Here is a 25,344-nt window from a genome sequence, read left to right as displayed (position 1 = left end):
CAGCGTAACGTCGGCGCCGGCCGGGCAGCCGGTCAGGCGTCGAGGAAGTCGGTCGACGTCGTGATCGAGTCGAGGAACTCGAGGTCGAGCTCGAAGCCGAGGCCCGGTGCGTCGGGGACGCTGACGGTGCCGTCGGTGACGGTGATCGGCTCGGTCACGATGTCGCGGGCGTAGAAGCGGCTCGAGGCACTGATGTCGCCGGGCAGGGTGAAACCGGGCATGGTCGCGAGGGCGGCGTTGGCGGCGCGCCCGATCCCGGTCTCGACCATGCCGCCGCACCACACCGGCACGTCGCGTGCGACGCACAGGTCGTGGATGCGCCTGGCGGTGAGGTACCCGCCGACCCGACCGGGCTTGATGTTGACGATCTCGGCGGCGCCCATCTCGATCGCGTCCTCGGCCGTCTGCAGCGACACGATCGACTCGTCGAGGCACACCGGCGTCGACGACCGTTCGGCGAGCTGGGCGTGTCCGAGCAGGTCTTCTTCGGGAAGGGGCTGCTCGATCAGCAACAGGTCGAACTCGTCGAGGCGGCAGAGATGTTCGGCGTCCGTGCGCGTGTACGCCGTGTTGGCATCGACCTGGAGCGGCATCTCGGGCCCGATCAGGTCACGCACGAGGCGAACCGGCTCGAGGTCCCAGCCGGGCTCGATCTTGAGCTTGATGCGGGCGTAGCCGTCGTCGACGTACCCCTGAACCTGCGCGAGCAGTTCGTCGAGATCGTCGAAGATGCCGACGGAGACGCCGCTCGGGATCACCGACCGTTCGGCACCGAGGAGCTGATGGAACGTCGTGCCGGAGGCTCGCAGCTCGGCGTCGAGGATCGCCATCTCGAGTGCCGCCTTGGCCATCGGGTGGCCGTGGATCGGTTCGAGGATCGTGGCGACGTCGGCTGCAGCGATGTCGCCCGCTTCGACGAGCATCGGCCAGAGGAAGCGGCGGATCGCCAGATCGGCGCCGTCGACGAACTCGGGGGAGTAGAAGGGGGCACTCATCGCGACGCATTCGCCCCAGCCGTCGCCGGCGTCGGTCGTGACGTGGACGAGCAGGATGTCGCGGTGGAGTTCGGTGCCGAAGCTGGTGCGGAACGGAACGACGAGTTCGAGACCGATCCGACGGAGTTCGAGGCGGTGGAGTCGCATCAGGCCGGCACCGCCACCTGGTAGCTGCCGTCGCGGGTGAAGCCGGTCACGACGCCGCCGGACTCGAGTGCCTCGCCGAGCTCGGTCCGGACCCGGCGCCGCCAATCGGCAGCCGCAGCCGGATCGGTGCGGCGGAGGCGCACGATGTCGTCGGGGGTCGCGATCTCGATCGTCGTGGTGCCGGCAGGTGCCGGGCGACGCTCTGCTGACGGGTCGGTCGGCCAGGCGATCAGCAGACGATCGCTGTCGTCGTCACCGTTGATCGCGTCTCCCATGCTGCCGTAGAAGTTCTCGAGGTACTCGGCGACGTCGGCGTGGAGGACTTCGATGTTGAACCAGGCGTTTCGTCGCACGAGCGGATCGAACGTCCAGGTGATCCAGCCGATGCCCCGCTCGGCCGCCCACGCCCGCTGGTGTTCCTTGATGGCCCTGCCGACGCCCGTGTGCTGGACGCCCGGGAGGATGCCCGTGACGTGGCTGTGGAGGGCCTCCTGGCCGTCGTGACGGCCGAGGAAGCCGAACGACGCCCCGACGATGTTGGCCGCGTCGAACGCTCCGATGACGTAGCCGCCGCTGTGGGCGATGGCGCACAGCAACTCGGTCTCGACGAGCGGGGTCACCGAACCCCAGACCTGCTGGAACATCGTGCCGACCGCGGCCATCTCGTCGGCCGACTCGAGGAGCCGGATCTCGATTTCGGATTCACCCATACGGCCAGCGACGGTACCCGGTCGGCCCGCCCGCCGTACAGGTGGCCGTCGACATCGATCTGCGACGAAGCGCATCGATCTTCGACGATCAGCGGCGGTTGACGTGTCGTTCAAAGATCGGAACGCATTGCGTGATCGGGTGCGATCGCGGATAAGCATGGAGGCCGTATGGCTCGCATCCTCGTCACCGAATCCATCGCTGACGGCGGTCTCGACCGCCTCCGCGCCGCCGGACACGACGTCGACGTCCAGGTCGGCCTGTCTCCGGACGAGCTCCTGTCCGCGATCGTCGGTGCGCACGCCCTGATCATCCGCTCCGCGACCCAGGTCACCGGCGAGGTACTCGCCGCCGCCGACGAGTTGATCGTGGTGGGCCGTGCCGGGATCGGCCTCGACAACGTCGACGTCACCGCAGCGACCGACCGTGGCGTCATGGTCGTCAATGCGCCGCAGTCGAACATCATCTCGGCGGCGGAGCACACGATGGCGCTGCTGCTGTCGCAGGCCCGCAACGTGCCCCAGGCACACGCCGCCCTCGTCGACGGCCGGTGGGAACGCAGCAAGTGGGAAGGCGTCGAACTCGCCGACAAGACGCTCGGCATCGTCGGCCTCGGCCGGATCGGCAAGCTCGTCGCCGACCGCGCCAAGGCGTTCCAGATGCGCCTCGTCGCCTACGACCCGTTCGTCGCCCCCGACCGCGCCCGCCAGATGGGCGTCGAACTGATGACGCTCGATCAGCTGGTCGCCGAGTCCGACTTCCTGACGGTGCACCTCCCGAAGACGAAAGAGACCGCCGGCCTGATCGGCCGTGATCTGCTCGTCAAGGCCAAGCCGAGCCTCCGGGTGATCAACGTCGCACGCGGTGGCATCGTCCACGAAGCCGAGTTGGCCGAGTGCATCCGCGACGGTGTGATCGCCGGCGCCGCGCTCGACGTGTTCGAGAGCGAGCCGACCACCGAGTCGCCATTGTTCGAACTACCCCAGGTCGTCGTCACCCCGCACCTCGGTGCCTCCACCCGCGAGGCCCAGGACAAGGCCGGTGACGCGATCGCCGACATGGTGCAGCTCGCCCTCGCCGGCGATTTCGTGCCGTGGGCGGTCAACGTCGACGCCGCCGAGGCGAACGAGACGATCCGCCCGTTCCTGCCCCTCGCCGAGTCGCTCGGGCGCCTGTACGGCTCGCTCCACAAGAGCTCGCCCGACTCGTTCGAGATCCGGTTCCAGGGCGAGATCGCCGACTACGACACCCGGATCCTCGGTCTCGCCGTCCTGAAGGGCTTCTTCAGCCGGCTGACCGACGACCCGGTGAGCTACGTCAACGCGCCGGCGATGGCGAAGGCCGCCGGTATCACGGTGAGCGAGACCAACTCGTCCGACACCGACGAGTACGTGAACCTGATCACGCTCAGCTGCAGCAACCACAAGAGCATCAGCGGCACCCTCGCCGGTCGCCGCTCCGAGCAGCGCATCGTCGAGATCGACGGCCACGACTTCGACGTGCCGCCGGCCGAGCACATGCTGGTGATCACGAACGACGACCGTCCGGGCGTGATCGGCACGATGGGTGTGCTGCTCGGCGACGCCGGCGTCAACATCGCCGACATGGACGTCGGCCGGGTCGTGTCGAAGGGCACCGCCGTCATGCTGCTCGCCGTGACCGCCGAAGTGCCCGACGAGGTCGTCGACGCGCTCCGTGCAGCTCCGGGCATCCTCAGCGTCGACGTCCTGAACGGCTGAACACGCCCCACCGGCGTCAGCCGAGTGCGGTTCGGTCGTCGGGTCGCAGCGACACGGCGCGGAATGTCGTCGTGCCGCTGTCGAGCAGTTCGCGCGCTCCCGCCATCGCCGACGCGTAGGCGTGGCTGGCCAGCGCACCACCGACCGACACCCGACGGGCTCCGGCCTCGGCGATCGCTGCCACGGTCGGGCCGTTCGGCCAGGTCAGCACGTTGACCGGGGCGCCGACGGCGTCGACGACCGTCCGGATCTGCTCGACGGTCGCGAGCCCGGGTGCATAGAGGCAATCGGCGCCGGCGCCTCGGTAGGCGACGAGGCGTTCGATCGTGTCATCGAGATCGTCGATGCCGTAGAGGAGGTTCTCGCACCGGGCCGTCAGCACCATCGGGTCGTCGTCCCGGTGGGCGGCGTCGGCTGCTGCGGCGACGCGTTCGGTGGCCAGTCCGATCTCGTCGATCGTCCCGGTCGCCGGGTCGTAGTCCTCGATCGAGCAACCCGCAGCGCCCGCCTCGTGCAGCAGCCGCACGGTGCGTTCGATGCCGTCCGTGTCGGCAGCGTAGCAACGCTCGCTGTCGACGTTGAGCGGGACGCCGATCGCCGTCGTGAGCCGACGGGTGTGTTCGACCAGCTCGTCGAGGGTGACGTCCTGGTCGTCCTTGCCGAGCGACCAGGCGAGCCCGGCGCTGGTGGTGGCGAGTGCCTCGAAGCCGGCGTGGGCGAGCAGCCTGGCGGAGCCGACGTCCCACGGGTTCGGCATCAGGAAGACCCCGTCTCGGGCGTGGAGTTCGGCGAAACGGCGGCGGAGGTCGGTCGAGGTCATGCCCAGCAGTGTGGACGTGCCGACCCGACGTGTCGAGCGGGAACCGGACCTGGCCGTGGTGGTGCTGCTACCAGCCCGCCGGCAGGGTCGCGAGCCGCGACTCGATCGCCGTGCGTCGAGCCGCCTCGGCGAAGTCGTCGCCGTTCGAGGCGTAGAGAACCGCCCGAGACGAGCTGATCATCAGACCGCGGCCGTCGTCGCGCGCGCCGGCCTTCACCGCCGCCGCCGGGTCGCCACCTTGCGCTCCGATACCGGGTACCAGGATGGGAAGATCGCCGACGACGCCGCGAACACGTTCGAGCTCTCCGGGATAGGTGGCTCCCACCACGAGACCGCACTCGCCGTGCTGCGACCACTGCTCGGCCACCATGCGCGCCGTGCGGACGAAGAGCGGTTCGCCGCCGCAGTCGAGATTCTGGAGATCGTCGCCACCCGGGTTGCTCGTGCGGCACAACGCGATCACGCCACCCTCGTGTTCGAAGTAGGGGAGTGCGGAATCGGTGCCGAGATACGGGTTCACGGTCACGGCGTGGGCGCCGTACCGTCCGAACGCCTCGCGGGCGTAGTGCTCAGCGGTCGAGCCGATGTCGCCGCGCTTCGCGTCGAGCACCAGCGTGACGTCGGGATACTGCTCGCGGATGTAGGTGCAGATCCGCTCGAGCGGCTCCTCGGCGCGCTGCGACGCGAAGTAGGCGATCTGGGGTTTGAACGCGCACACCAGGTCGGCGGTCGCGTCGACGATCGCGACGCAGAAGCGGTAGATCGCGTCGGGTGCACCGTCGAGCAGTGCCGGAAATCTCGCCGGGTCGGGGTCGAGGCCGACGCACAGCAGCGAGTTCGACGCCGTCCACGACCGTTCGAGCTGTGCGTGGAATCCCATGGGAGCGGATCGTACCGCCCCGCTCACTCCTCGAGTTCGATGGCCGCCGTCGGGCAGAGCTCGGCCGCCTCACGCACCTTGTCGTGGAGCTCGGCCGGGGGCTCCTCCTGCAACACGTACAAGTAGCCGTCGCTGCGGACCTCGAACACCTCGGGGCAGACCTGCATGCACCCTCCGGTGGAGGCGCACAGATCGAAATCGACGTTGACCTTCATGATGTCTCCTGCGTTCGTCTCGGCTCAGGCTTTCGCCCGACGGTAGCCGTCGGCGACTGCAGCGTCCTCAGTGGCGTAGCACCGCTCGGGCACGGTGCGTTCGTAGAAGCGGCCCCCGGGGACGTGGTAGATGCCGGAGTTGGCGTTGCCCTTGATCGGGAAGTCGATCGGGCAGGTGCCGTCGGTCGGGTCGACCCACGTCGCATCGTTCGTCGGCGTCGCAGCGGGTTCGGACACCGGAGCCTCGACGGACGACACCGACGGGGTCGCTGCCCGAGTCGTCGCTCGATCGCGGAGGTCGGGCAGCGGTGCGTCGGTCGACGCATTCGAGCCGAGGTCGGGCAGCGGCGCACGGCCCGTCGGCGCTCCACCGCGAACGGGCGTCGGGACGTCGTCGAACGGCGGCCACTCGGCGGGGCCGTCCGGCATCGGCTCGTTGCGCCGCTGCCACGTCGTGTACAGGGCGTAGCCGACGCCGCCCAGAACCGCCAGCCAGAACAGTCGTCGCGCCAAGGTCAGCATGACGACCACGGTAGCGGCCGGGCGGCGCCCGCGATCCGACCCACAGCGGGCCGGGCTCGGACGGAGGCCGGATGGGAACGGATCCGGTGTCAGCCGTCGGTCTGTCGTTCGAAGGCCGCGAGCACCGCCCGGAGCGACGCCGTGGTGATGTTCGGGTTCTGGCCGACACCCCACTTGATCGTGCCGTCGGCGCTCACCGTCTCCACGTAGGCGACCGCCTGCGCGTTCGAGCCCCGACCGATCGCGTGCTCGGAGTAGTCGACCACGTCGAAGTCCTCACCGAAGTGGGCGACGATCGCCGCGACGAACGCCTCGACGGGGCCGTCGCCCTCGCCCTGCACCGTGACGGGCTCGCCGTCGACGGCGAGCTGGCCGGTCAGCCGCGTCCGGCCCTCGCCCTCGGTCGACGTCGTGTGCAGCTCGTGCGTGCGCAGGACGAAGCGGGGTTCGCTCGGCAGGTACTCGGCCTGGAACGTGTCCCACATCGTGGTGGGCGTGATCTCGGTGCCGGTGTCCTCGGTGTGGTGCTGGATCGCCTTGGAGAACTCGATCTGGAGACGGCGCGGCAACTCGAAGCCGTGCTCTTCTTTCATGACGTAGGCGACGCCACCCTTGCCCGACTGCGAGTTGACCCGGATGACGGCTTCGTACGAACGGCCGACATGGTGCGGGTCGATCGGTAGATACGGCACGCCCCACGTGTCGTACTCGCCGTCGTCGGCACCGGCGTGGAGCGCCTCGAAGCCCTTCTTGATGGCGTCCTGGTGCGAACCCGAGAACGCGGTGTAGACGAGGTCGCCGACGTAGGGGTGGCGTTCGGGCACCGGCAGGCGGTTGCAGTACTCGGCGGTGCGTCGCAGGGCGTCGATGTCGCTGATGTCGAGTTCGGGGTCGACGCCGTTCACGAACAGGTTCATCGCCAGGGCGACGATGTCGACGTTGCCGGTGCGCTCGCCGTTGCCGAACAACGTGCCCTCGACGCGGTCGGCTCCCGCCATCACGCCGAACTCGGCGGCAGCGATCGCGCAGCCCCGGTCGTTGTGGGGATGCAGGCTGACGATCACCGCGTCGCGTTGCTTGATCGTGCGGCCGAACCACTCGATCACGTCGCCGTAGACGTTGGGCGAATAGCACTCGACCGTGGCCGGCAGGTTCAGGATGATCGGGTCGTCGGCGGTCGGCTCGATGACGTCCATCACCGCTTCGCACACCTCGATCGCGAACTCGGGTTCGGTCAGCGTGAAGCTTTCGGGGGAGTACTCGTAGCGCACCGAGGTCTCGGGGATGGTCTCCTCGAGCTTCTTGCACATCTTGGCGCCGTTGACGGCGATCGACTTGATGCCCTCCTGGTCGAGGCCGAACACGACCTCACGTTGCAACGGGTTGGTCGAGTTGTAGAAGTGGACGATGGCACGCGGTGCGCCTGCGATCGCCTCGTAGGTGCGCTCGATCAGCTCCTGGCGGCATTGCACCAGGACCTGGATGTGGACGTCGTCGGGGATCAGGTCGTCCTCGATCAGCTGACGGCAGAAGTCGAAGTCGGGCTGGCTGGCAGCGGGGAAGCCGATCTCGATCTCCTTGAAGCCCATCGCGACGAGTTCGTTGAACATCTTCAGCTTGCGGGCCGGGTCCATCGGGTCGATCAAGGCCTGGTTGCCGTCGCGCAGGTCGACCGAGCACCAGCGCGGCGCCTTGTCCGTGACGACGTTCGGCCACGTGCGGTCGTGGAGCACGATCGGGACGAACGGGCGGTACTTCTCGAAGGGCATCTTGGTGGGGGTGACGTTTGCTGGTGGCATGGCGGTGATCTCCGTGGGGGTGTCGTGCGGCGGTGCGGTCGGGTGGGGACGGCCGGAAAAATGAAGAAGCCCCCGGCCGGGGCGGCGGGGGCGGGCGAACGCGGATATGGAAGCGCTCGCCCTACGTAAGGAGAAGCAGCTCGCGGCGGTTCATCGCCGACCAGTGTAGAGAAGCGTCCGTGCGGTGGCAAGCGTCCCTCCGAAAACGGCCAGCGGCGGCGACGGCGTCCAGGTGATCAGGGGACGCCGTCGCCGCCGAGCCCGCTCCGACTGGCGGGATGGGGGGTTGGGGGAGCGAGGCCGGGGAACGGGCGGCCGGTGGAGGTGGACTCCGTCGGCCGCCCGTCGGAATCAGCGGCCGCTGCGGGCGGTGCCGCGAACGCCGATTCCTGTGGCGACGAGGGCCGCTGCGAGCAGCAGGCCGAGGCCGACCGAGATGCCGGTCATCGGCAGCGATCCGCCGGCGAAGCCGGACGGCTTCGCATCGCCGCCACCGGTGCCGCTCGCCACCTCGTCGTCGTTGGTGCTGTCGTCGGTGGTGTCAGGCCCGCCGCTCGAGGGGTCGTCGCCGGGGTTGTCCGGGTCGTCGGGGTCGTCACCGGGGTTGTCCGGGTCGTCGGGGTCGTCGCCGGGGTTGTCCGGGTCGTCGGGGTCGTCGCCGGGGTTGTCCGGGTCGTCGGGATCGTCGCCGGGGTCGTCGGTGTCGTCGCACTCGGCGGAGGCGTCGCCGATCACGCCGACCGAGGTGCCGCACACCTCGCCGCCGACACACACCGAGCTGCTCGACGTGCATTCGGCTTGGGTGTTCCGGCAGTTGGTGGAAGCGTCACCCAGGAGGGCGACCTCGATCCCGCAGATGACGAGCGGGATGCCGACGTCGCTGGCCGACGTGGCGCCCGACCCCTCGCAATCGGTGTTCGAGGATCCGATGGCGGCGACATTGACGCCGCAGATGCCGGCGATGGCGCCGATGCCGAGGAGGCCATCGTCGGCGTCGTCGGCCTGGGAGCGGTTCGTGCAGTCGGCGTCGGTCGCTCCGAGTGCCGCGACACCGATGCCGCAGAGGTCGACGAGACCGTCGGCATCGATCAATGCGTCGGAAGTGCCGCCGCCCGTCGCTCCGTTGCCGGCGCAGTCGGACGAGGCCGTTGTGTTGACGACGACGTCGATGCCGCACAACGAGGCATCGACGTCGGCGACGCTGATGTCGCCGACCCCGACGTCGGCCGTCGTATCGCCGTCGACGTCCAGTCGGACGGAGGGTTCGTCGTCGAGATCGACTGCGGCCCGAGCCGTCACGTCGACGTCGGCGTCGACGGCATCACCGACGTGGGCGTCGGCGTCGACATCGACGATCGCAACGGTTCCGCTCTGGGACGGCGAGGCGTCGAGACCGACGTTCGCATCGGCGTCGACGTCGAGGTCACCGGGTCCGTCGATCGTCACGTCGACGCCGACCACGTCGACCGAGCCGTTGCCCGTGGGGTTCAGGACGTCGGTGTCGAGATCGACGTCGTCGCCGAGCGCGTCATCGACGACGTCGACCACCTCGTCGACCAGATCGTCGAGCGAGTCGCCGTCGGGTGAGTCGCTGAGCAGATCGTCGAGCGGGTCCGGCGCGTCGTCGTCGCACGGCAGGAGCGGCAAACAGGTCGCCGGGTGCTCGGCGGCGGTGGCGGACGAGCCGAGGGCCAGTCCGATGCTGCCGACGAGGGCGCCGGCGGCGAGGATTCGGAGCGCCGTGGTGCGGCGACTCGGTGGTGACTTCCGTGTGTTCATGATGTTCCCCTGTGCTGTCGGTCGACGCCGGACGGCGCCGTCTGACAGGTGCACACGCACGACTCGGGGGATCATCACGGCTGATCCGAGGAAATCTCGAAAAAAGTTTCGAGCTGCCCGTTCGGCGGTGGTCAGCCGCCGAGCAGGCCACCGACGAGGTCGGTCACGTCGTCGGTGACGTCGACCACGAGGTCGGTGGTGTCGTCGACGAGATCGTCCGTCGACGGGACCGCGGGGAGCGTGCTCGGGACGTCGGTGTCGAGATCGACGTCGGTGCCGAGTACGGAGCTGCCCACCTCGTCGACCAGGTCGACGACGGGTTCGACGACCGGCTCGACGACCGGTTCGAGCGCTCCGGTGACGGGTTCGACGACCGTGCCGAGCGCCGACTCGAGTTCGTCGACGGTGGTGTCGATCGTGCCGGTGACCGGATCGAGTGCCGTGTCGACCCCGTCCGCGATCGTCTCGACCGTGTCGTCGACTCCGTCGCCGAGGCCGTCGACCAGGTCGTCGATGGTGTCGATCGTCGACCCCAGCGCTCCGGACGACGTCGTGATCGGGTCGTCGATCGCGTCGTCGACGGCGTCGACGACACCATCGACGGCACCATCGAGCTGGCCGTCGACGGGTGTTGCGCCGGCGGGAACGGCGGGTGTCGGTGCCGCCACTCCGGTGCCGCCGAGACCCGGTGCGGGATCGGTCGGGGCCGCACGGCTCGGCACGGTCGACTTCGCACCGTTGTTGTCGACGAGATCGGCCGGCGGGTCGACAGCGAGCTCGGGGGATGCGGGCGAGGCAGGGGTGGGAGCGGCAGCCGGCGTCTCGGCGGGTTCGGCCGACCGGTCCGACTCCTGCGTCGCGAGCGCTTCGGGGTCGGATGGCGGATCGATCGCCTGCTCGGTCGGATCGGGTGCGCTCGTGTCGCGGTCGGCGATCACGTCGGTGGCCACGATCGCTCCCGCGGTGAGGGTCGCCACGGCAGCCGGCACGACGATGATCGGGGCGGCACCGCCGACGACCGAGGCGGTGACGCCCCCGAGGTTCTTGATGAAGGCGAGCAGGACCGCCAGCAGCGAACGCGACGGCATCCGTTCGGCGAGCATCTGCATCTGGTCGAACACGGCGGCACAGTCGCCACAGGTGACGACGTGCCGGTCGACGCGGGCGACGGTCGACGCGGCAGCGTCGCCGAGGACGACCGACGGCATGGCCGACCGGGTCGAACGACACGCCGGATCGGCGCACCGGCTGCGGGTGCTCACCGAGAGGTACGAGCGCCGGAGTGCACACCGGGCGCGGTGGCTGAGCGACGCGACGGCGCCGGCGTCGGCTCCGTTCCCGGCGAGTTCGGCGGGCGTCGCTCCCTCGATCTCGGTCGACCACAACACGTCGCGGAACCGATCGGGCAGGTCGCGGAACGCCTCGCTCACCTCGTCGTCGCGCTCGACGGGCTGTGTCGGTGGTGTCAGCACGGCGAGGTCGTCGTGCGCTGTCGCCGTGGTGCGGCGCCCGTCGCCGCGGGTCCCGATCGAGGTTGCCGTGTTCCGGACGCTCCGGAGCAGATATGGACCGGCGTCGTCGGTCGGGCCGCGTCCGGCCAAGGTTGCACGCAACGTGGCGGCGAACACCTCGCTGACGATGTCGTCGGCGTCGGCGGCATTGCGGGCCAATCGCCGGGCGAGTCGCTGGACCGCGGGTCGGTGACGGCGGTACAGCACGTCGAAGGCCCGCTGGTCGCCGTTGCGGATCGAGTCGAGGATCTCGGCGTCGGTCGACTCGTCGGACAGGTGTCGGGCCGTGGAGGACCGCCGTCGTGTCCTGGTGCCGTCGATGACGTCACCCGTGTGGTCCGAGGTGTCGATCGTGGTCATGAGGTGTCGATCGTGGTCATGGGGAACCCGTACCGTCCGGAGCGACCGAGCCGATCACTCCAGCTGATGGGTGTCATCACTAGCGTAGATCAGAACTCACGAACAGTGAAGAGAACGGCAAGAATCTCGCGGAGCGTGATAACAGTGTCATGACTGAGGTGTTCGGACCACGCGACTGATGCGAATGCATCAGTGGTCGATCATCGGTCCGCCGGGAATCGGCCGTGGAGCGTGTCGGGCCCGGTACGGTGGGCGCACCATGAATGCATCCTCCTCACGGCCGTCCGGCCAGCGACGTGGAGGCCGGCGAGGTGGACGCCGCCGGGACACGTCGAACTCAGCCCCCCGCTCCGACTACACCGATGACGACGGCGACGAGCGGGCCGGCAACCTCACCTCGATCAACGCGCTGCCTGCCGTCGAACCGCCGACCGGGTTCGCCGAGCTCGGCGTACCGCCGCGCATCGACGACGGCCTCGCCGCATGCGGGTTCGCGCAGCCGTTCGCCATCCAGACCGAAGCGGTCCCGGTCGCCATGGAGGGACGCGACGTCTGCGGGCGTGCCAAGACCGGCTCCGGCAAGACGCTTGCGTTCGGCGTTCCGATGCTCGCCCGCATCACCGACCGGGCCGAACCGCGCAAGCCCCTCGGGCTGGTGCTGGTGCCGACCCGGGAGCTGGCGGTCCAGGTCGCCGAGGTGCTCGAGCCGATCGCGAAGCATGCCGGCATGCGGGTGCTCGCCGTGTACGGCGGCGCCAGCCGACACGGACAGATCGACGAGCTGGCGAAGGGCGTCGAGCTCGTCGTCGCGACGCCGTTGCGCCTGATCGATCTCATCAAGTCGAACGAGGTCGATCTCGACGCCGCCCAGATCGTGTGTCTCGACGAGGCAGATCGCATGGCCGACGACGGCTTCACACCGCAGGTCGAGTGGATCCTGCGGCATTGCACCGGTCGCAATCAGACGATGCTCTTCTCGGCGACGCTCGACGGCGACGTCGGTCACCTGATCCGTCACTACCTGACCGACCCGATCGAGGTGGCGATCGACGCTGCGACCGACACGGTCGGCACGATGCACCACCTGTTCCTCGCCGTCCACCACATGGACAAGGACAAGGTCATCGGATCGATCGGGCAGGGCATCCCGAAGGTCGTCGTGTTCTGCCAGACGAAGCGCTCGTGCGACAAGGTCGCTCGGAACCTGCAGGATCTCGGTGTCAAGGCCGCGGCCATCCACGGCGACCTTCCCCAGAAGTCACGCGAGCGTGCCCTGCAGCAGTTCGCCGAGGGCAAGCTCGACATCCTCGTCGCCACCGACGTCGCGGCTCGCGGCATCGACATCGACGACATCGGTGCGGTGATCCACTACGAGCCGGCCAAGGACGTCAAGGACTACCTGCACCGCTCGGGCCGCACGGCGCGTGCCGGACGTGACGGGTGGGCGGTCACGCTCGCCGAGTACAACCAGCACACCCAGGTCCGCATCCTGCAGCGAGGCATGCGCCTGCCGACCGACAAGCCGATCGAGGTCTTCTCGAACAACCCGAACCTGCGCGATCTGTCGGCCTTCGGCGCCGACGCCACCACCTGACTCGCTGAGGGGCGCCTGAGCGCGGGCGCGTGACGTCGTTCACGGGTCCGCCGACCGCCGGCCGGCGAGCCGTAACGTGATCGTCATGTTCCGATCCGCCTCACTCGTCGGCGTCGTCGCCACCGTCGCGCTCGTCGCCGGGTGCTCCTCGTCCGGTGACCCGGCCGAGTCGGGCAGCGGTGACGCCGTCGTCGCCTCGACGTCGGTTCCGACGACCGACCTGTCGGCCGATGCGGGAGACGCTGCCGCTCCCAGCACGGCGGTTCCGACGACCACGATCGCCCCCGTCGAACCGCAGGTCGTCACGGTCGACGTCCGCGTTCCCGCCCACGCGATCGATGCGTCGGTGTCGGTCGACGCCGAGGGCGGCGGCGACCCGTTCGACGACGACTTCGCGACGTGTTCGGCGTACCGGTCGGTCGCCGGGGCCTACGCGGTCGGCGTCGGGGGGCCCGATGCCGATCTGCCCTGGGTCTCGATCGTGAGCGCGGCGCGCATCGACGGTGCGGGTGAGGTGGCCGCCGACGTGCGCGTCGACCTGCCCGACGGGAGCGAGATCGACGCCGCCGGGACGATGACACTCGACGCCGACCTGGCCTCGGGCACGTTCACCGCCACCGCAGCGGACGGCGCGGTGGTCGAAGGCGACTTCGACTGTGCCGGTAGCGAGCGACCTCCGGTGACGATGGCGGCGACCGATGAGGGAGCGATCGAGGTGGTCGCCCTCATCGACCGAGACGGTCGCGAGCGGGTCGTCACCGCTGCGACGCTCGACGCCGATGACGCCGACTGCCCGGCCGACCCGACTTCGGTCGTGGTGCGGGTCGACGGCGACGCCACGCTCGGTGCGATCTCGATGTTCGAGATCGATCAGACCGAGGGAGCGGCCGTCATGCGCCTGCGGGTCGGCGCGACGATCTATGAGTTCGACGACGTCGTGCTCGACCTCGACGACGCCGAGCGTGTCGGAACCTTCATCGCAGCGGACGACGTGGCCGTCGTCGGCGCCTTCAGCTGTACCTAGCTAGAGCCAGGCGGGGCGTTGCGTCTCGTACTCGTCGATCGCGGTGGCGTGCGACAGGGTGATCCCGATGTCGTCGAGGCCCTCGAGGAACCGATGCTGGGTCGGGGCGTCCATCGGGAACGTCTCGGTGATGCCGGCGGACGGCACCTCGACGGTGAGGCGCTCCATGTCGACGGTGATCTCGGTCGACGGATCGGACTCGATCGCCGCCCAGATCGCCTCGACGGTCGATTCGGGGAGCACGACGGGCACGAGCCCGTTCTTGGTGCAGTTGTTCCGGAAGATGTCGGAGAACGACGGCGCGATCACGGCGTCGAAGCCGCCTTGCTGGATGGCCCACACGGCGTGCTCGCGTGACGAACCGACACCGAACGCCGGCCCGGCCACGAGGATCGAGGCACCCTGGTACTGCTCCTGGTTGAGGACGAAATCGCGATCGTCGCGCCAGGTGGAGAACAGCCCCTTCTCGAAGCCGGTGCGCTCGACGCGCTTCAGCCAGTCGGCCGGGATGATCTGGTCGGTGTCGACGTCGCTGCGCTTGAGTGGCACACCCGTGCCGCTCACGATTCGTACTGCTTTCATGGTCGTACTGCTCCTCGGGGTGCTCAGGTCAGGTCGCCCGGTGCGGCGAAGGTGCCCTTGACGGCGGTGGCGGCGGCGACGGCCGGGGAGACGAGGTGGGTGCGCCCACCTCGGCCCTGACGGCCCTCGAAGTTGCGGTTGCTCGTGCTGGCGGCACGCTCGCCCGGCGTCAGCTTGTCGGGGTTCATGGCGAGGCACATCGAACAGCCCGGCTCTCGCCAGTCGGCGCCTGCGGCACGGAAGATCTCGTGCAGCCCCTCGGCCTCGGCCTGCTGCTTCACCCGGTGTGAGCCGGGGACGACCATCACGCGCGGCACCGTGACGGTGCGGCCCTCCATCACGGCAGCGGCGGCTCGGAGGTCTTCGATGCGACTGTTGGTGCACGAGCCGATGAACACCGTGTCGACCGAGATGTCCTTGATCGGGGTGCCGGCCTCGAGGCCCATGTACTCGAGCGCGCGGGCGACGGTCTCGCGAGTCGTCGAGTCGGCGTAGTCGTCGGGCGAGGGCACCGTGCCGTCGATCGAGCCGACCTGGCCGGGGTTCGTGCCCCACGACACCTGCGGGGTGATCGAGGCCGCGTCGATGACGACTTCCTTGTCCCAGACGGCTCCGTCGTCGGTGCGCAGCGTCTGCCAGTCGGAGACGGCGGCGTTCCAGGCCTCGCCCGACGGGGCGTGGTCGCGTCCCTCGAGATAGTCGAAGGTCGTCTCGTCGGGAGCGATCATGCCGGCCTTCGCGCCGGCCTCGATCGACATGTTGCAGACCGTCATGCGGCCCTCCATCGACAGGTCGGTGATCGCCTGGCCGCGGTACTCGATCACGTGACCGATGCCGCCGCCGGTGCCGATGTGGCCGATGATCGCGAGCACGATGTCTTTGGCCGTGACACCGTCCGGGGCCGGGCCGTCGACCGTGACCGACATCCACTTCGGACGTGACTGCGGCAGCGTCTGGGTGGCGAGGACGTGCTCGACCTCGCTGGTGCCGATGCCGAAGGCGAGCGCGCCGAACGCACCGTGGGTGGCGGTGTGGCTGTCGCCGCACACGATGGTCATGCCCGGCATCGTGCGGCCCTGTTCGGGGCCGATGACGTGCACGATGCCCTGGTTCGGGTCGCCCATCGGGAAGTTGGTCACGCCGAACTCAGCGGTGTTGCGGCGGAGGGTGTCGACCTGCTTGGCCGAGATCTCGTCGGCGATCGGCTGATCGATGTCGGCCGTCGGGACGTTGTGATCCTCGGTCGCGATCGTCAGTTCGGGACGGCGAACCGTGCGGCCGCTCATCCGGAGACCGTCGAAGGCCTGCGGGCTCGTCACCTCGTGCACCAGGTGTAGGTCGATGTAGAGCAGGTCGGGTTCGCCGGGCGCGGCGTGCACCACGTGGCGGTTCCAGATCTTTTCGGGGAGTGTGAGCGGCCGCCCGGCCGGTTCTTGGGAACTCATCGTTGTCAATCCCACTTCCTGAGATACGATTCTTGCGGTATGGACATCGTAACCGGCGTCGGCGTGCTCGACAAAGCGGTCCTCGTCCTGCGGGCCGTGGCAGAGCGACCGCTCTCGTTGGCAGCGCTGCAGTCGACCACCGGTCTCCCGCGGGCGACGGCCCACCGCCTCGCTGTCGCACTCGAGACCCACGGTCTCCTGCGTCGTGACGACGACGGACGATTCGACCTCGGCCCCGAGCTCGCATCGCTCGGGCGTGTGGCCGCACAGCGGTTCCCGCTGGCCGATCTGGCGTTGCCGGTCATCGAAGGGCTGCGCGATGCGACCGGCGAGAGCGCCCAGCTGTTCGTTCGGGAAGGCACCGCTCGGCGGTGCGTGCTGTCGCTCCAGTCGCCGCACGCCCTGCGCTGGATCGTGCCCGAGGGCGTGCTCTTCCCCCTCGACGTCGGGTCGGCCGGACGTGCCCTGTCGGGCTCGGCCGACGCGCACTGGGTCGAGAGCGTGGAGGAGCGTGAGGCCGGGGTCGCCTCGGTCAGCGCCCCGGTGACATCGCCGTCGGGCGATGTGATCGCCGCCGTCAGCGTCTCGGGTCCGATCGAGCGCATGTCGCGTCAACCCGGCCGCGTCTTCGGCGACCGTGTCGCCGCCGCCGCCCAGTCCCTCTCCGCCCTCCTGTAGCCGCGCCGGGTCGGGTGTCGTCGGGAACGGCGACGGAGTCGACGTTTCCGGAGATCACCCGACTCCGTCGACGACAGCCCGCGGCCGGGTCGGGTGATCTCCCGAAACGCCTCGGCTGCGCCTCGCCATTCCGTACGACACCCGACCCGGTCAGAGGGACTTGGCGTAGCACATGCTGGTGGCGGGGGAGTCGAGGTACTCACCCCACGCCGGACAGCGCGCATAGCCTGATCGCTCGTACAGCGCACGCGCCGCGACCTGCCGTGGCCCGGTCTCGAGCTTCAACTGGTCGAGGCCGAGGCGAGTGGCGCGCAACTCGAGCTGGTCGAGCAGCGCCGCGCCGACACGTCGACCGCGCGCGTCCGGGTCGACGAACATCCGCTTCAACTCGCCGACGTGTGGCTCGATGCGCCGGATTGCGCCGCAGCCGACGAGGTGGCCGTCGAGGCGGGCCCGCACCATTCGTCCGGCGTCACCGGTCACCTCGGCGGTCGTGAGCGAGAAGTGGTTCTCGCCCGGCTCCGTCGCGACGGCGGCCAGCTCCTCGTTCAACCGCTCGACCAACGCCATCGTGTCGGGGTCGTCGAGGTCGGTCTCCTCGAACAGCAGCGGCGCCGGTGGGCGGGCGAACCCGAACGCGTACGCCGACGGCCCTGACCGTTCGAGGAACTCGACCCGCCGGATCGCATCGTCGAGTTCGGCGATCTCGCCCACGGCGACGTGCCAGAGCGCGACCCGCTTCGCGTCGGCTTCGAACCACTCGGCTCGGCGGCGGAAGAACTCGACGTGTTCGCTGCGGTAGACGTAGGCCTTCAGCTCGTCGACCGTCTGCCAGATGCTCATGTTCACCAGTTCGAGCGGATTCGGGAACACGTGGATGTCGGTGGCGTTGCCCTCGTCGGTCTGGAGGCGCCACACGAATCCGGGGGCGTCGTCGGCGATCGCGTTGATGCGATCGAGGTTGTCCATGAACTCGGCGACGGCCGGATCGTCGGTCGGCGCGACCATCGTGCCGATGTTGACCTGGGCGACATGTGCTGCCGTCATGGACGGCAGGTTACGGCGTGCGGGTGGGCCGGTCAGTAGGCGCCCAGCACCTCGACGACGACGATCACGTCGGTGTCGGGCGGCAGGCCGAGCAGCGGACGACCACCTTCGCCGAACGCGTCCTCGGCCGGCATGGTGATCACGCGGGTGCCGCCGACCCGTGTGCCGGGCAGCCCTTCGAAGATGCCCGGCAGGGTCGTCGGTTCGGCGCCACCCATCAGCTCGGGGCGCAACGAGATCACCAGCGGCTGACGCTGGTACCACGAGTCGAACAGGACGACCTGGTTGTCGCCGCGGAGCATCATCATGGCGACGACGGTCGTGTCGCCTTCCTCGACCACCTTGCCGTCACCGACGATGGGGTCGTCGACGGTGACCTCGAGCGCCTCGGTCGAGACGGGGATGTCGAGACCGCGCGGCGAGTCGCCCGGGTCGAGTGGCGGCACGACGACGACGGGTTCGACGACGTAGGTCAACGCGGTCCCGGCGGGAACCTCGTCGGCGGCGAACAAGCCGCTCGCGTCGGGCGTGTCGGCGGGGACGTCGATCCGGATGCGGGCACCGACCTGGGCGCCGACGAGTTCGGCGTCGAGGCCGTCGGTTGCCGCCGTCTCGGTCGTGGCCGGAACACTCGGGTCGGTGGTCGCAGCCGGGTCGGTGGCCGCCGTGGCGATCTGGGGGATGTTGGCGGGCTGGCCGTCGGTCCACGTGCTGCCGATCAGGCTGCCGTCCTCGGCGTTCACGGCGGTGACGTGGTACACGACGCCGTCACCGGCTTGCGCGGCGTACCCGACGCCTTCGACGACGACGGTCGTGGTGACCTCGGTCGGGATCTCACACGGGCGTCGGACCGTCGGGACGTCGCCCTCGTAGTCGGCGGCGACGGGGTCGGTCTCGCAGGCGTCGCTGCCGTCGGGGACGGTGATCGTCGTGGTCGGCGCGAGTGTGGCAGCCGTGGTCGAGGCGTCGTCGGCGTCGTCGCCTCCGCCGCAGGCTGCGAGCACGGAGGCGGTGACGACGGCGCACGCAGCGAGATGTCGGGGGCGTCGTTGCACGGCCGGTGAGGCTATCCGCTCCCGAACGCGCCGGGAGGGCACCGCCACAGCAGTGCCCTCCCGCATCACATCCGACCTGTGGGCCGAGATCAGGGGTTCATGGGATCGACCATGCCTGGAGCGAGTGGCGCCTCGTCGGGGAACGGGAAGACGATGCCGACCGGCTCGTAGTTGGTGGGGGTGAACAATGCCGAGATGACGACATCGTCGAGCGTGATATCGCCCTGCACCTGATCGCACACGAGGTTGATCGCCTGACCGAAGTTGAAGGCGAACGGGTTGTCTGCGACCGCGATCTCCAGGGTCGTCGTGAGGGAGAAGCCGTCCCAGCCGTTCGTCGTCGCACCCCGGTCGTTGAAGATGACCCAGCCCGGGTTTGCCGTCGGAGACACTGAGTTCGTCGTACCGATCTGAACGTCGCAGTAGCCGTAGTCGGACCCTGCGGCATTACCGGCGTACCAGATGCCACTGACGGACACCGTGACATACCCGTCACTGGGGACACGCATGAAGGCAGACGACACGAGCTCAGGCGGACCCGTGAGGTCGAACGAGCTCGTACGATTGCTGACGGCGACACCGGCCTCATTGGTCAGACTCGTGCTGCCCCACGTCTTGTCGTCCACTTCGGTTTCGGTGTAGTAGCGGTCGTCGTGGTTGTGGTCTTGGTAGACGCCGACGATGTCGATGATGACGTGGCTCGTCGCCGAGTTGTTGCGGATCGCGAAGCCGGCTCCGTCGAGTTCGGTCGTGACACTGTTCGGCGTCGGGCTGGCGCCGGGCGCCAGGTTGACGTGCGAAGCGTTCGGCACGGCGCCCGCACCGCTCCAGATCGTGAAGTGGGTGGCGCCGGTGTTGAACAGTCCGGTGACGTTCAGTTCGAGCGCCACGGTGTCGTTGGGGATGCCGGTGCACTGACCGTTGTCGCCGTGGGCGGTGAGGTCATACACCTCGCCGGGTCCGAGCGGCGCCGTTCGCCCGCCGATGCCCTCGTTGGGACGGGTGTCGAGCAGTCGGCACGGCTCGATCGCCGTGTAGACCGCCCGTTCGCCGGAGCTCTTCGTGGCGTCGACGATGCCGATGCCCCCGGCTCCGAGTGTGATGGCCACGGCAGCGCCTACTGCTGCCCAACGGCTCCTCCACATGGTGCTCATGCTGTTCTCCTCCGTGACTGAACGTTCCGCTGTTCAGGTTGTTGTTCGGTGGAGGCAGGTTTGCGCAGATTGCGATGTCGTTCAACCGAATAACGCGTGCCGAACCACCCAGGGGGTGGGCGTCAGTCGAGGGCGTCGAGCCAGGGTTGCGCGGCTTCGCCGATGGGCGTCGACGGGGGAGCGTTCGTGAACGGCCACAGCTCTTCGGCGATGCGGCGGTAGTTGCCGGTGGCGCCGAGCTGTCCGAGCAGGGCATAGAGGCCCAGGTTGATGCGCTGGATGAACACGAACGCCTTCGGCACGGTGGCGTACTGGCTGATCGGGCTGGAACGATCGAACGTGTGCCGCACGATGCTGCTGGCGTACTCGGGAGTCCATGTCATGGTGCGGTCGACCCGGACCGGCTCGTAGAACTGTTCGAAGTACTCGCCGACGGCGGCGGTGTCGGCCGGGGCGCCCGGGCGCAGCATCCCGGCCGCCTCGACGATTCGGCGGAACTCGGCGGGGTCGTTGTCGTAGGCGGCCGCCTTGACCATCGACGCGAACGTGTCCATCTCGTCGTCGGTGAAGTGCTTGACGAGACCGAAGTCGAGGAACGTCACCCGGCCCTCGCCGTGGAAGAGGTAGTTGCCGGGGTGGGGGTCGCCGTTGAACGCGTGCATCCGGTAGAGGCTGCGGAAGACGAACCGGAAGATCGTCTCGCCGGCCAGGTCGCGTTCGTGCTGACTCCACGTGAGCATCTCGTCCCACGTGTGGCCGTCGACGAGTTCGCTGGTCAGCACCCGCTTGGTCGACAGCGCGTCGACCACGTCGGGGACGTGGATCGTCGGGTGGCCTCGGTAGAAGTCGGCGAACGCCCGCTGATTGCGTGCCTCGAGTTCGTAGTCGAGTTCTTCGGTGATGCGTTCCTTGATCTCGGCGACCATGTCGTCGGGGTCGAGGCCTCCGAAGCCCTGCTTGAGCAACACACCGAGGTAGTCGGCGTTGCGCAGGTCGGCGTCGATCGCCTCGTCGACGCCCGGGTACTGCAGCTTGACGGCGACGGGTCGTTCCTCGCCCGACGTCGGGTCGATCGCGATCGCGCGATGCACCTGGCCGATCGAGGCGGCAGCGATCGGGTCGGGGTCCCATTCGACGAACACGTCGGTCGGGTCGGCGCCGAGCTCGTCGCGAACCACCTGGGCCGCCAACTCGCGCGTCATCGGGGGAGCGTCCGATCGGAGCTGGGCGAGCGCGAGCCGCAGCGGCTCGGGAAGCCCTTCGTCGAGGTAGCTGGCCATCTGGCCGAGCTTCATGAGGGCGCCCTTCATGTGGCCCAGTTCGTCGGCGACCGCCTGTGCCGTGCGGAGCCGTCGCTCGTCGTCGAGTTCGACCCGTCGTTCGGCGGAGGCGAAGACCTTGCGAGCCGTGGTGGACGCATGGGTTCCGGCCACTCTGGCGCCGAGTTTGGCGACCTGCGCCGACCGTCGTCCCCAGCTGCGCTTCATCATCGTGCGTGGCTCCGTCCGGTGGCGTGGATCGCTCGTACGAGTTGGGATGCGAACAGGTCGGCCTCGCTCACGACGGCGTCGTGGTTGCCGTGGACCCGGAACACGTCGGCGTCGGGGATCCACCGCCACAGCTTCGTCTGTCGGCGCGGTGGCACGACCTGGTCGGCGGTGGTGACGACGACCGACGTCGGGACGTCGACGTCGCCGATCCAGTCGGTCGAGGAGAACTCGCCGATCGCCCGTCCGGCCTCCAGGATCATGCGCCAGTCGTGGCCGGCGACCTGCTCGGCCGCCCACGGCCCCCACTGCTCGCTCTTGCGTTGCAGATACACCTGATCGGTGATCCAGGCGCGGGCCTGGGCCGGGGTGTAGCGGGCGATCGTGGCGAGTCCGGTCAGGCCGACGAACGACAGTCGCTCCGGGCGCCGCCCGGCGAAGTAGGGGGCCGTCGCCCCGAGCACCAGCCCGTCGACCCGGTCGCGGTGTCGGCGCCAGACGAGTTGGGCGATGGTGCCTCCCATCGAATAGCCGACCGGGATGAACGAATCGACGCCAAGGGCGTCGGCGACGGCAGCGGCATCGTCGGCACAGTCCTCGAGTCGGAACGGCTGCCGGATCCGCAGCCCGGTGCCGTGACCACGGTGATCGTACGCGACGACGTGGAAGTGCTCACCGAGCGCTGCGTAGCAGGCGAACCAGTTGAGGTCGGCGGTCGCGGTCCAACCGTGGAGCAGGACGATGGTGGGTGCCCCGGCCGGGCCGGCGATCTCTCGGATCGTGAGCGGGCCGAGTCCGGGGAGCTCGATCTCCCTGCTCGGAGGCAACGCCGGGCGGTGCACCGACGCCGGAGCGAACGTCAGCTCGCTCCCGGTCTGGTGCGACTCGCTCAGCGCCGGCTCCTGATCAGAGCGTCTCGATCTTGAGGACCGTGACGGTCAAGGCGCCGTTCGGCGCCTCGTAGGTGACGTTTTGGCCGGCGGTCGCGCCCTGGAGCGCCGAACCGAGCGGGCTCGACGCGCTGATGACGTCGGCCCCGTCGACCTCTTCTTCGAGGTTGCCGACCACGTATCGCTCGGCGTCGTCCTCGCCGTCGCCTTCGTAGACGATCGTGTAGACCTTCTGGTCCTCGACGATCTCGGCATTGTCGAGCATGTGCTCGAGCTGCCGGATCCGGCCTTCCATGTGGCCCTGCTCGTCCTTGGCGGCGTGGTAGCCGGCGTTCTCCTTCAGATCGCCTTCTTCGCGGGCTCGTTCGATCTTCTCGGCCACGTCGATGCGGCCGCGGGTGGTGAGATCGTCGAACTCCGCCTTCAGGCGGTCGTAGGCGGCTCGGGACAGTTTCTGGGTCGCCATAGTGGGGCGAGTGTACCCAGCAGCCTGCGGCGTCGAACCCTGCAGCGGGCCCCGGCGCCGTCAGTAGCTGCGGATCTCGACCGTGTTGCCGTCGGGGTCGCGCACATAGACCGACCAGCCGTCACCGCGGGCACCCCACCGCCGTCCCGGCCCGTCGACGACCTCGAATCGGTCGTCGGCGACGATCGAGTCGACGTCGGCGCGGGTGCCGGCGAAGCAGACATGGTTCATGTTCTCGCCGGTCCGGTCGACGGCGAACAGGTCGATGATGGTGCGGTCGTTGACGCGGACCGACGGGAACGGCACGTCACCGGAGCGCCACTCGTCGACCCGTTCCGGGGTGAACCCGAGCATGGTCGTGTACCACTCGAGCGACCGCTCGACGTCGCTCACGTTCAGCACGATGTGGTCGAGATCGCCGATGTCCATCGCGTCGGGACCGTACTCGCCGACGGAGCGCCTGTCGACGGGCGCTCGCCCTGGGAGCGTGTCGCTCGGCGGCACTAGGGTCCGGCCCCATGGCACACAAGATTGCAGTGATCGGCGGCGACGGGATCGGCCCCGAAGTGACCGCCGAGGCCATCAAGGTGATGGAGGCGGCGGGCGTCGAACTCGACACGACCGACTTCGACCTCGGTGGCGCCCGCTACCTGCGCGACGGCGAGATCCTGAGCGACGAGACGCTCGCCGAGCTGCGGAACTACGACGCGATCCTGCTCGGCGCCGTCGGCACGCCCGACGTGCCCCCCGGCGTGATCGAGCGCGGGCTCCTGCTGAAGATGCGGTTCGAACTCGACCTGTACGTCAACCAGCGGCCGTTCGTCGGCACGGCGCCGGGGCACGACCGGCCGCACGACTTCGTCGTGATCCGCGAGAACACCGAAGGCCCCTACGTGGGGGAGGGCGGCGTGCTGCGCAGGGGCACCCCCAACGAGGTCGCCACCCAGGGATCGGTGAACACCCGGATGGGTGTCGAGCGCTGCATCCGGTACGCCTTCGAGCTGGCGCAGACGCGCGCCCGCAAGCACGTCACGCTCGTGCACAAGACGAACGTGCTCACGTTCGCCGGCGATCTCTGGGAGCGCACCTTCGACGAGGTGGCCGCCGAGTACCCCGATACCGAGACGGCGTACAACCACGTCGACGCAGCCTGCATCTACTTCGTGCAAGACCCGCACCGCTACGACGTCGTCGTCACCGACAACCTGTTCGGCGACATTCTCACCGACCTCGGCGGCGCCGTGTCGGGTGGCATCGGGCTGGCGTCGAGCGCCAACCTCAACCCCGATCGCACCGGACCGTCGATGTTCGAACCGGTGCACGGCTCGGCCCCCGACATCGCCGGTCAGAACAAGGCGAACCCGACGGCGGCGGTGTTGTCGGCTGCGTTGATGCTCGACTTCCTCGGCGAACCGGACGCCGCCGAGACCATCCGCGCCGCGTGCGACGATGCGGGTAGCGGCAGCACCACCTCGGTGGGTGACACCATCGCTGCCCGAGTGCGAGAATAAGCGTCATGCCGATCACACCGACGCCGAAGATCTGGATGAACGGCGACCTCGTCGACTGGGACAAGGCGCAGATTCACATCCTCACCCACACCCTGCACTACGGCATGGGCGTGTTCGAAGGGATCCGCGCGTACGAGACGTCGCAGGGCCCGGCCATCTTCCGGCTCACCGAGCACATCGAGCGCCTCCACAACTCGGCGAAGATCCTCGGGATGGAGATCCCGTTCTCGGTCGAGGAGCTGATCACCGCCACGAAGGAGACGGTCGCGTCGACCGGTCTCGACTCGTGCTACGTCCGGCCGATCGCCTACTTCGGGTACGGCGAGATGGGCCTCAACACGATGCCGTGCAGCGTCGACGTCTCGATCGCCTGCTGGCCGTGGGGTGCGTACCTCGGCGACGACGCCGTCACGAAGGGTGTGCGTCTCAAGACGTCCTCGTGGACCCGTCACGACCACAACATCATGCCGCCGGCGTCGAAGACGACCGGCAACTACGTCAACTCGTCGCTCGCCAAGGTCGAGGCGCTCAAGGCGGGTTACGACGAGGCGCTCATGCTCGCCCCCAACGGCCTGATCGCCGAGTGCTCGGGTGAGAACGTGTTCGTCAGCCGTCACGACAAGCTGATCACGCCGCCGCTGTCGGCCGGAGCACTCGAGGGCATCACGCAGAACACGGTGATGACGCTCGCCGCCGATCTCGGGTTCGAGGCCGTGTGCGACAACATCGCCCGCTCCGACGTCTACATCGCCGACGAGATGTTCCTGGTCGGCACCGCCGCCGAGGTCAGTTCGGTCAACTCGGTCGACGACCGTGCCATCCCGTGCCCCGGCCCGAAGACACTCGCGATCGCCGAACTGTACGGCGACGTCGTGCGCGGCAAGGTCGACAAGTACAAGGACTGGTGCGAACTCGCATCCTGACCGGTGAGCGGCG

Annotated in this window: 24 protein-coding genes; 6 read left to right on the top strand and 18 right to left on the bottom strand. The window is 68.9% G+C overall.

Annotated elements, in window-relative coordinates; genetic code table 11:
• Positions 1–32: 32 nt before the first annotated feature.
• Together menC and BDK89_RS12465 are read right to left on the bottom strand one after the other, a co-directional pair.
• Positions 33–1,142 carry an o-succinylbenzoate synthase gene (menC, locus tag BDK89_RS12470; RefSeq protein WP_133869251.1) on the bottom strand — a complete coding sequence of 370 codons (1,110 nt, stop codon included), beginning with the start codon at positions 1,140–1,142 and terminating at the stop codon, positions 33–35.
• Positions 1,142–1,852, bottom strand: a complete 711-nt coding sequence (locus tag BDK89_RS12465; RefSeq protein WP_133869250.1) for a GNAT family N-acetyltransferase — start codon at positions 1,850–1,852, stop codon at positions 1,142–1,144. Before BDK89_RS12465 ends, menC begins: the two co-directional genes overlap by 1 nt.
• 168 nt (positions 1,853–2,020) lie before the next feature.
• On the opposite strand from BDK89_RS12465, the gene serA reads away from it, so the two are divergent.
• Positions 2,021–3,589, top strand: a complete 1,569-nt coding sequence (serA, locus tag BDK89_RS12460) for a phosphoglycerate dehydrogenase (RefSeq protein ID WP_133869249.1) — start codon at positions 2,021–2,023, stop codon at positions 3,587–3,589.
• A gap of 16 nt (positions 3,590–3,605) precedes the next feature.
• Here the strand turns inward: serA and BDK89_RS12455 are convergent, their stop codons facing one another.
• From BDK89_RS12455 to BDK89_RS12425, 7 genes are all read right to left on the bottom strand, one after another.
• Positions 3,606–4,409, bottom strand: a complete 804-nt coding sequence (locus BDK89_RS12455; RefSeq protein ID WP_133869248.1) for an isocitrate lyase/PEP mutase family protein — start codon at positions 4,407–4,409, stop codon at positions 3,606–3,608.
• 67 nt (positions 4,410–4,476) lie between these two features.
• Positions 4,477–5,289, bottom strand: coding sequence for an orotidine-5'-phosphate decarboxylase (pyrF, locus tag BDK89_RS12450; protein WP_133869247.1), 813 nt, complete (start codon positions 5,287–5,289; stop codon positions 4,477–4,479).
• A gap of 23 nt (positions 5,290–5,312) precedes the next feature.
• Positions 5,313–5,504, bottom strand: coding sequence for a ferredoxin (locus BDK89_RS12445; protein WP_133869246.1), 192 nt, complete (start codon positions 5,502–5,504; stop codon positions 5,313–5,315).
• A gap of 24 nt (positions 5,505–5,528) precedes the next feature.
• Positions 5,529–6,026: a sunset domain-containing protein gene (locus tag BDK89_RS12440; protein WP_133869245.1), complete on the bottom strand. Its 498-nt coding sequence runs from the start codon at positions 6,024–6,026 to the stop codon at positions 5,529–5,531.
• An 89-nt stretch (positions 6,027–6,115) separates the two neighbouring features.
• The gene (gene leuA, locus BDK89_RS12435) at positions 6,116–7,825 is read right to left on the bottom strand and encodes a 2-isopropylmalate synthase (RefSeq protein WP_243839160.1); all 1,710 of its coding nucleotides are present in this window, start codon (positions 7,823–7,825) and stop codon (positions 6,116–6,118) included.
• A 351-nt stretch (positions 7,826–8,176) separates the two neighbouring features.
• On the bottom strand, positions 8,177–9,604 hold the full coding sequence (locus BDK89_RS12430) for a hypothetical protein (protein WP_133869244.1): 1,428 nt from the start codon (positions 9,602–9,604) through the stop codon (positions 8,177–8,179).
• Between the two features lie 131 nt (positions 9,605–9,735).
• The gene (locus BDK89_RS12425) at positions 9,736–11,475 is read right to left on the bottom strand and encodes an RNA polymerase sigma factor (RefSeq protein WP_133869243.1); all 1,740 of its coding nucleotides are present in this window, start codon (positions 11,473–11,475) and stop codon (positions 9,736–9,738) included.
• 259 nt (positions 11,476–11,734) lie between these two features.
• On the opposite strand from BDK89_RS12425, the gene BDK89_RS12420 reads away from it, so the two are divergent.
• Entirely contained in the window at positions 11,735–13,069 is a 1,335-nt protein-coding gene (locus BDK89_RS12420; RefSeq protein WP_133869242.1) for a DEAD/DEAH box helicase, read from the top strand.
• An 85-nt stretch (positions 13,070–13,154) separates the two neighbouring features.
• Positions 13,155–14,093 (top strand): hypothetical protein, encoded by a 939-nt coding sequence (locus BDK89_RS12415; RefSeq protein WP_133869241.1) that lies wholly within the window; start codon positions 13,155–13,157, stop codon positions 14,091–14,093.
• Here the strand turns inward: BDK89_RS12415 and leuD are convergent, their stop codons facing one another.
• The gene (leuD, locus tag BDK89_RS12410) at positions 14,094–14,675 is read right to left on the bottom strand and encodes a 3-isopropylmalate dehydratase small subunit (protein ID WP_133869240.1); all 582 of its coding nucleotides are present in this window, start codon (positions 14,673–14,675) and stop codon (positions 14,094–14,096) included.
• A gap of 23 nt (positions 14,676–14,698) precedes the next feature.
• On the bottom strand, positions 14,699–16,120 hold the full coding sequence (gene leuC / locus BDK89_RS12405; RefSeq protein ID WP_133869239.1) for a 3-isopropylmalate dehydratase large subunit: 1,422 nt from the start codon (positions 16,118–16,120) through the stop codon (positions 14,699–14,701).
• 39 nt (positions 16,121–16,159) lie between these two features.
• Here leuC and BDK89_RS12400 point away from each other — a divergent pair, with 39 nt between their 5' ends.
• Positions 16,160–16,798, top strand: coding sequence for an IclR family transcriptional regulator (locus BDK89_RS12400; RefSeq protein WP_133869238.1), 639 nt, complete (start codon positions 16,160–16,162; stop codon positions 16,796–16,798).
• A gap of 150 nt (positions 16,799–16,948) precedes the next feature.
• Here BDK89_RS12400 and BDK89_RS12395 read toward each other — a convergent pair whose 3' ends face one another.
• The 7 genes from BDK89_RS12395 to BDK89_RS12365 form a co-directional block, all read right to left on the bottom strand.
• Positions 16,949–17,845 carry a GNAT family N-acetyltransferase gene (locus tag BDK89_RS12395; protein WP_133869237.1) on the bottom strand — a complete coding sequence of 299 codons (897 nt, stop codon included), beginning with the start codon at positions 17,843–17,845 and terminating at the stop codon, positions 16,949–16,951.
• 32 nt (positions 17,846–17,877) lie between these two features.
• Positions 17,878–18,900, bottom strand: a complete 1,023-nt coding sequence (locus BDK89_RS12390; RefSeq protein WP_133869236.1) for an FKBP-type peptidyl-prolyl cis-trans isomerase — start codon at positions 18,898–18,900, stop codon at positions 17,878–17,880.
• An 89-nt stretch (positions 18,901–18,989) separates the two neighbouring features.
• Positions 18,990–20,054 carry a hypothetical protein gene (locus BDK89_RS12385; protein WP_133869235.1) on the bottom strand — a complete coding sequence of 355 codons (1,065 nt, stop codon included), beginning with the start codon at positions 20,052–20,054 and terminating at the stop codon, positions 18,990–18,992.
• A 122-nt stretch (positions 20,055–20,176) separates the two neighbouring features.
• Positions 20,177–21,544: an ABC1 kinase family protein gene (locus BDK89_RS12380; RefSeq protein WP_133869234.1), complete on the bottom strand. Its 1,368-nt coding sequence runs from the start codon at positions 21,542–21,544 to the stop codon at positions 20,177–20,179.
• Positions 21,541–22,383: an alpha/beta fold hydrolase gene (locus BDK89_RS12375; RefSeq protein ID WP_166657556.1), complete on the bottom strand. Its 843-nt coding sequence runs from the start codon at positions 22,381–22,383 to the stop codon at positions 21,541–21,543. Before BDK89_RS12375 ends, BDK89_RS12380 begins: the two co-directional genes overlap by 4 nt.
• 64 nt (positions 22,384–22,447) lie before the next feature.
• The gene (gene greA, locus BDK89_RS12370; RefSeq protein WP_133869232.1) at positions 22,448–22,897 is read right to left on the bottom strand and encodes a transcription elongation factor GreA; all 450 of its coding nucleotides are present in this window, start codon (positions 22,895–22,897) and stop codon (positions 22,448–22,450) included.
• A 60-nt stretch (positions 22,898–22,957) separates the two neighbouring features.
• Positions 22,958–23,326: a VOC family protein gene (locus BDK89_RS12365; RefSeq protein WP_133869231.1), complete on the bottom strand. Its 369-nt coding sequence runs from the start codon at positions 23,324–23,326 to the stop codon at positions 22,958–22,960.
• Between the two features lie 89 nt (positions 23,327–23,415).
• Here BDK89_RS12365 and BDK89_RS12360 point away from each other — a divergent pair, with 89 nt between their 5' ends.
• Positions 23,416–24,408, top strand: coding sequence for a 3-isopropylmalate dehydrogenase (locus tag BDK89_RS12360; protein ID WP_133869230.1), 993 nt, complete (start codon positions 23,416–23,418; stop codon positions 24,406–24,408).
• A gap of 5 nt (positions 24,409–24,413) precedes the next feature.
• Positions 24,414–25,331, top strand: a complete 918-nt coding sequence (locus BDK89_RS12355; protein ID WP_133869229.1) for a branched-chain amino acid transaminase — start codon at positions 24,414–24,416, stop codon at positions 25,329–25,331.
• The last annotated feature ends 13 nt before the right edge of the window (positions 25,332–25,344 follow it).

It is taken from the genome of Ilumatobacter fluminis, assembly GCF_004364865.1.
GTDB lineage: Bacteria > Actinomycetota > Acidimicrobiia > Acidimicrobiales > Ilumatobacteraceae > Ilumatobacter > Ilumatobacter fluminis.
Note: the sequence above shows the minus strand (reverse complement) of the source record. Positions and strands in the feature narration are given on the sequence as shown.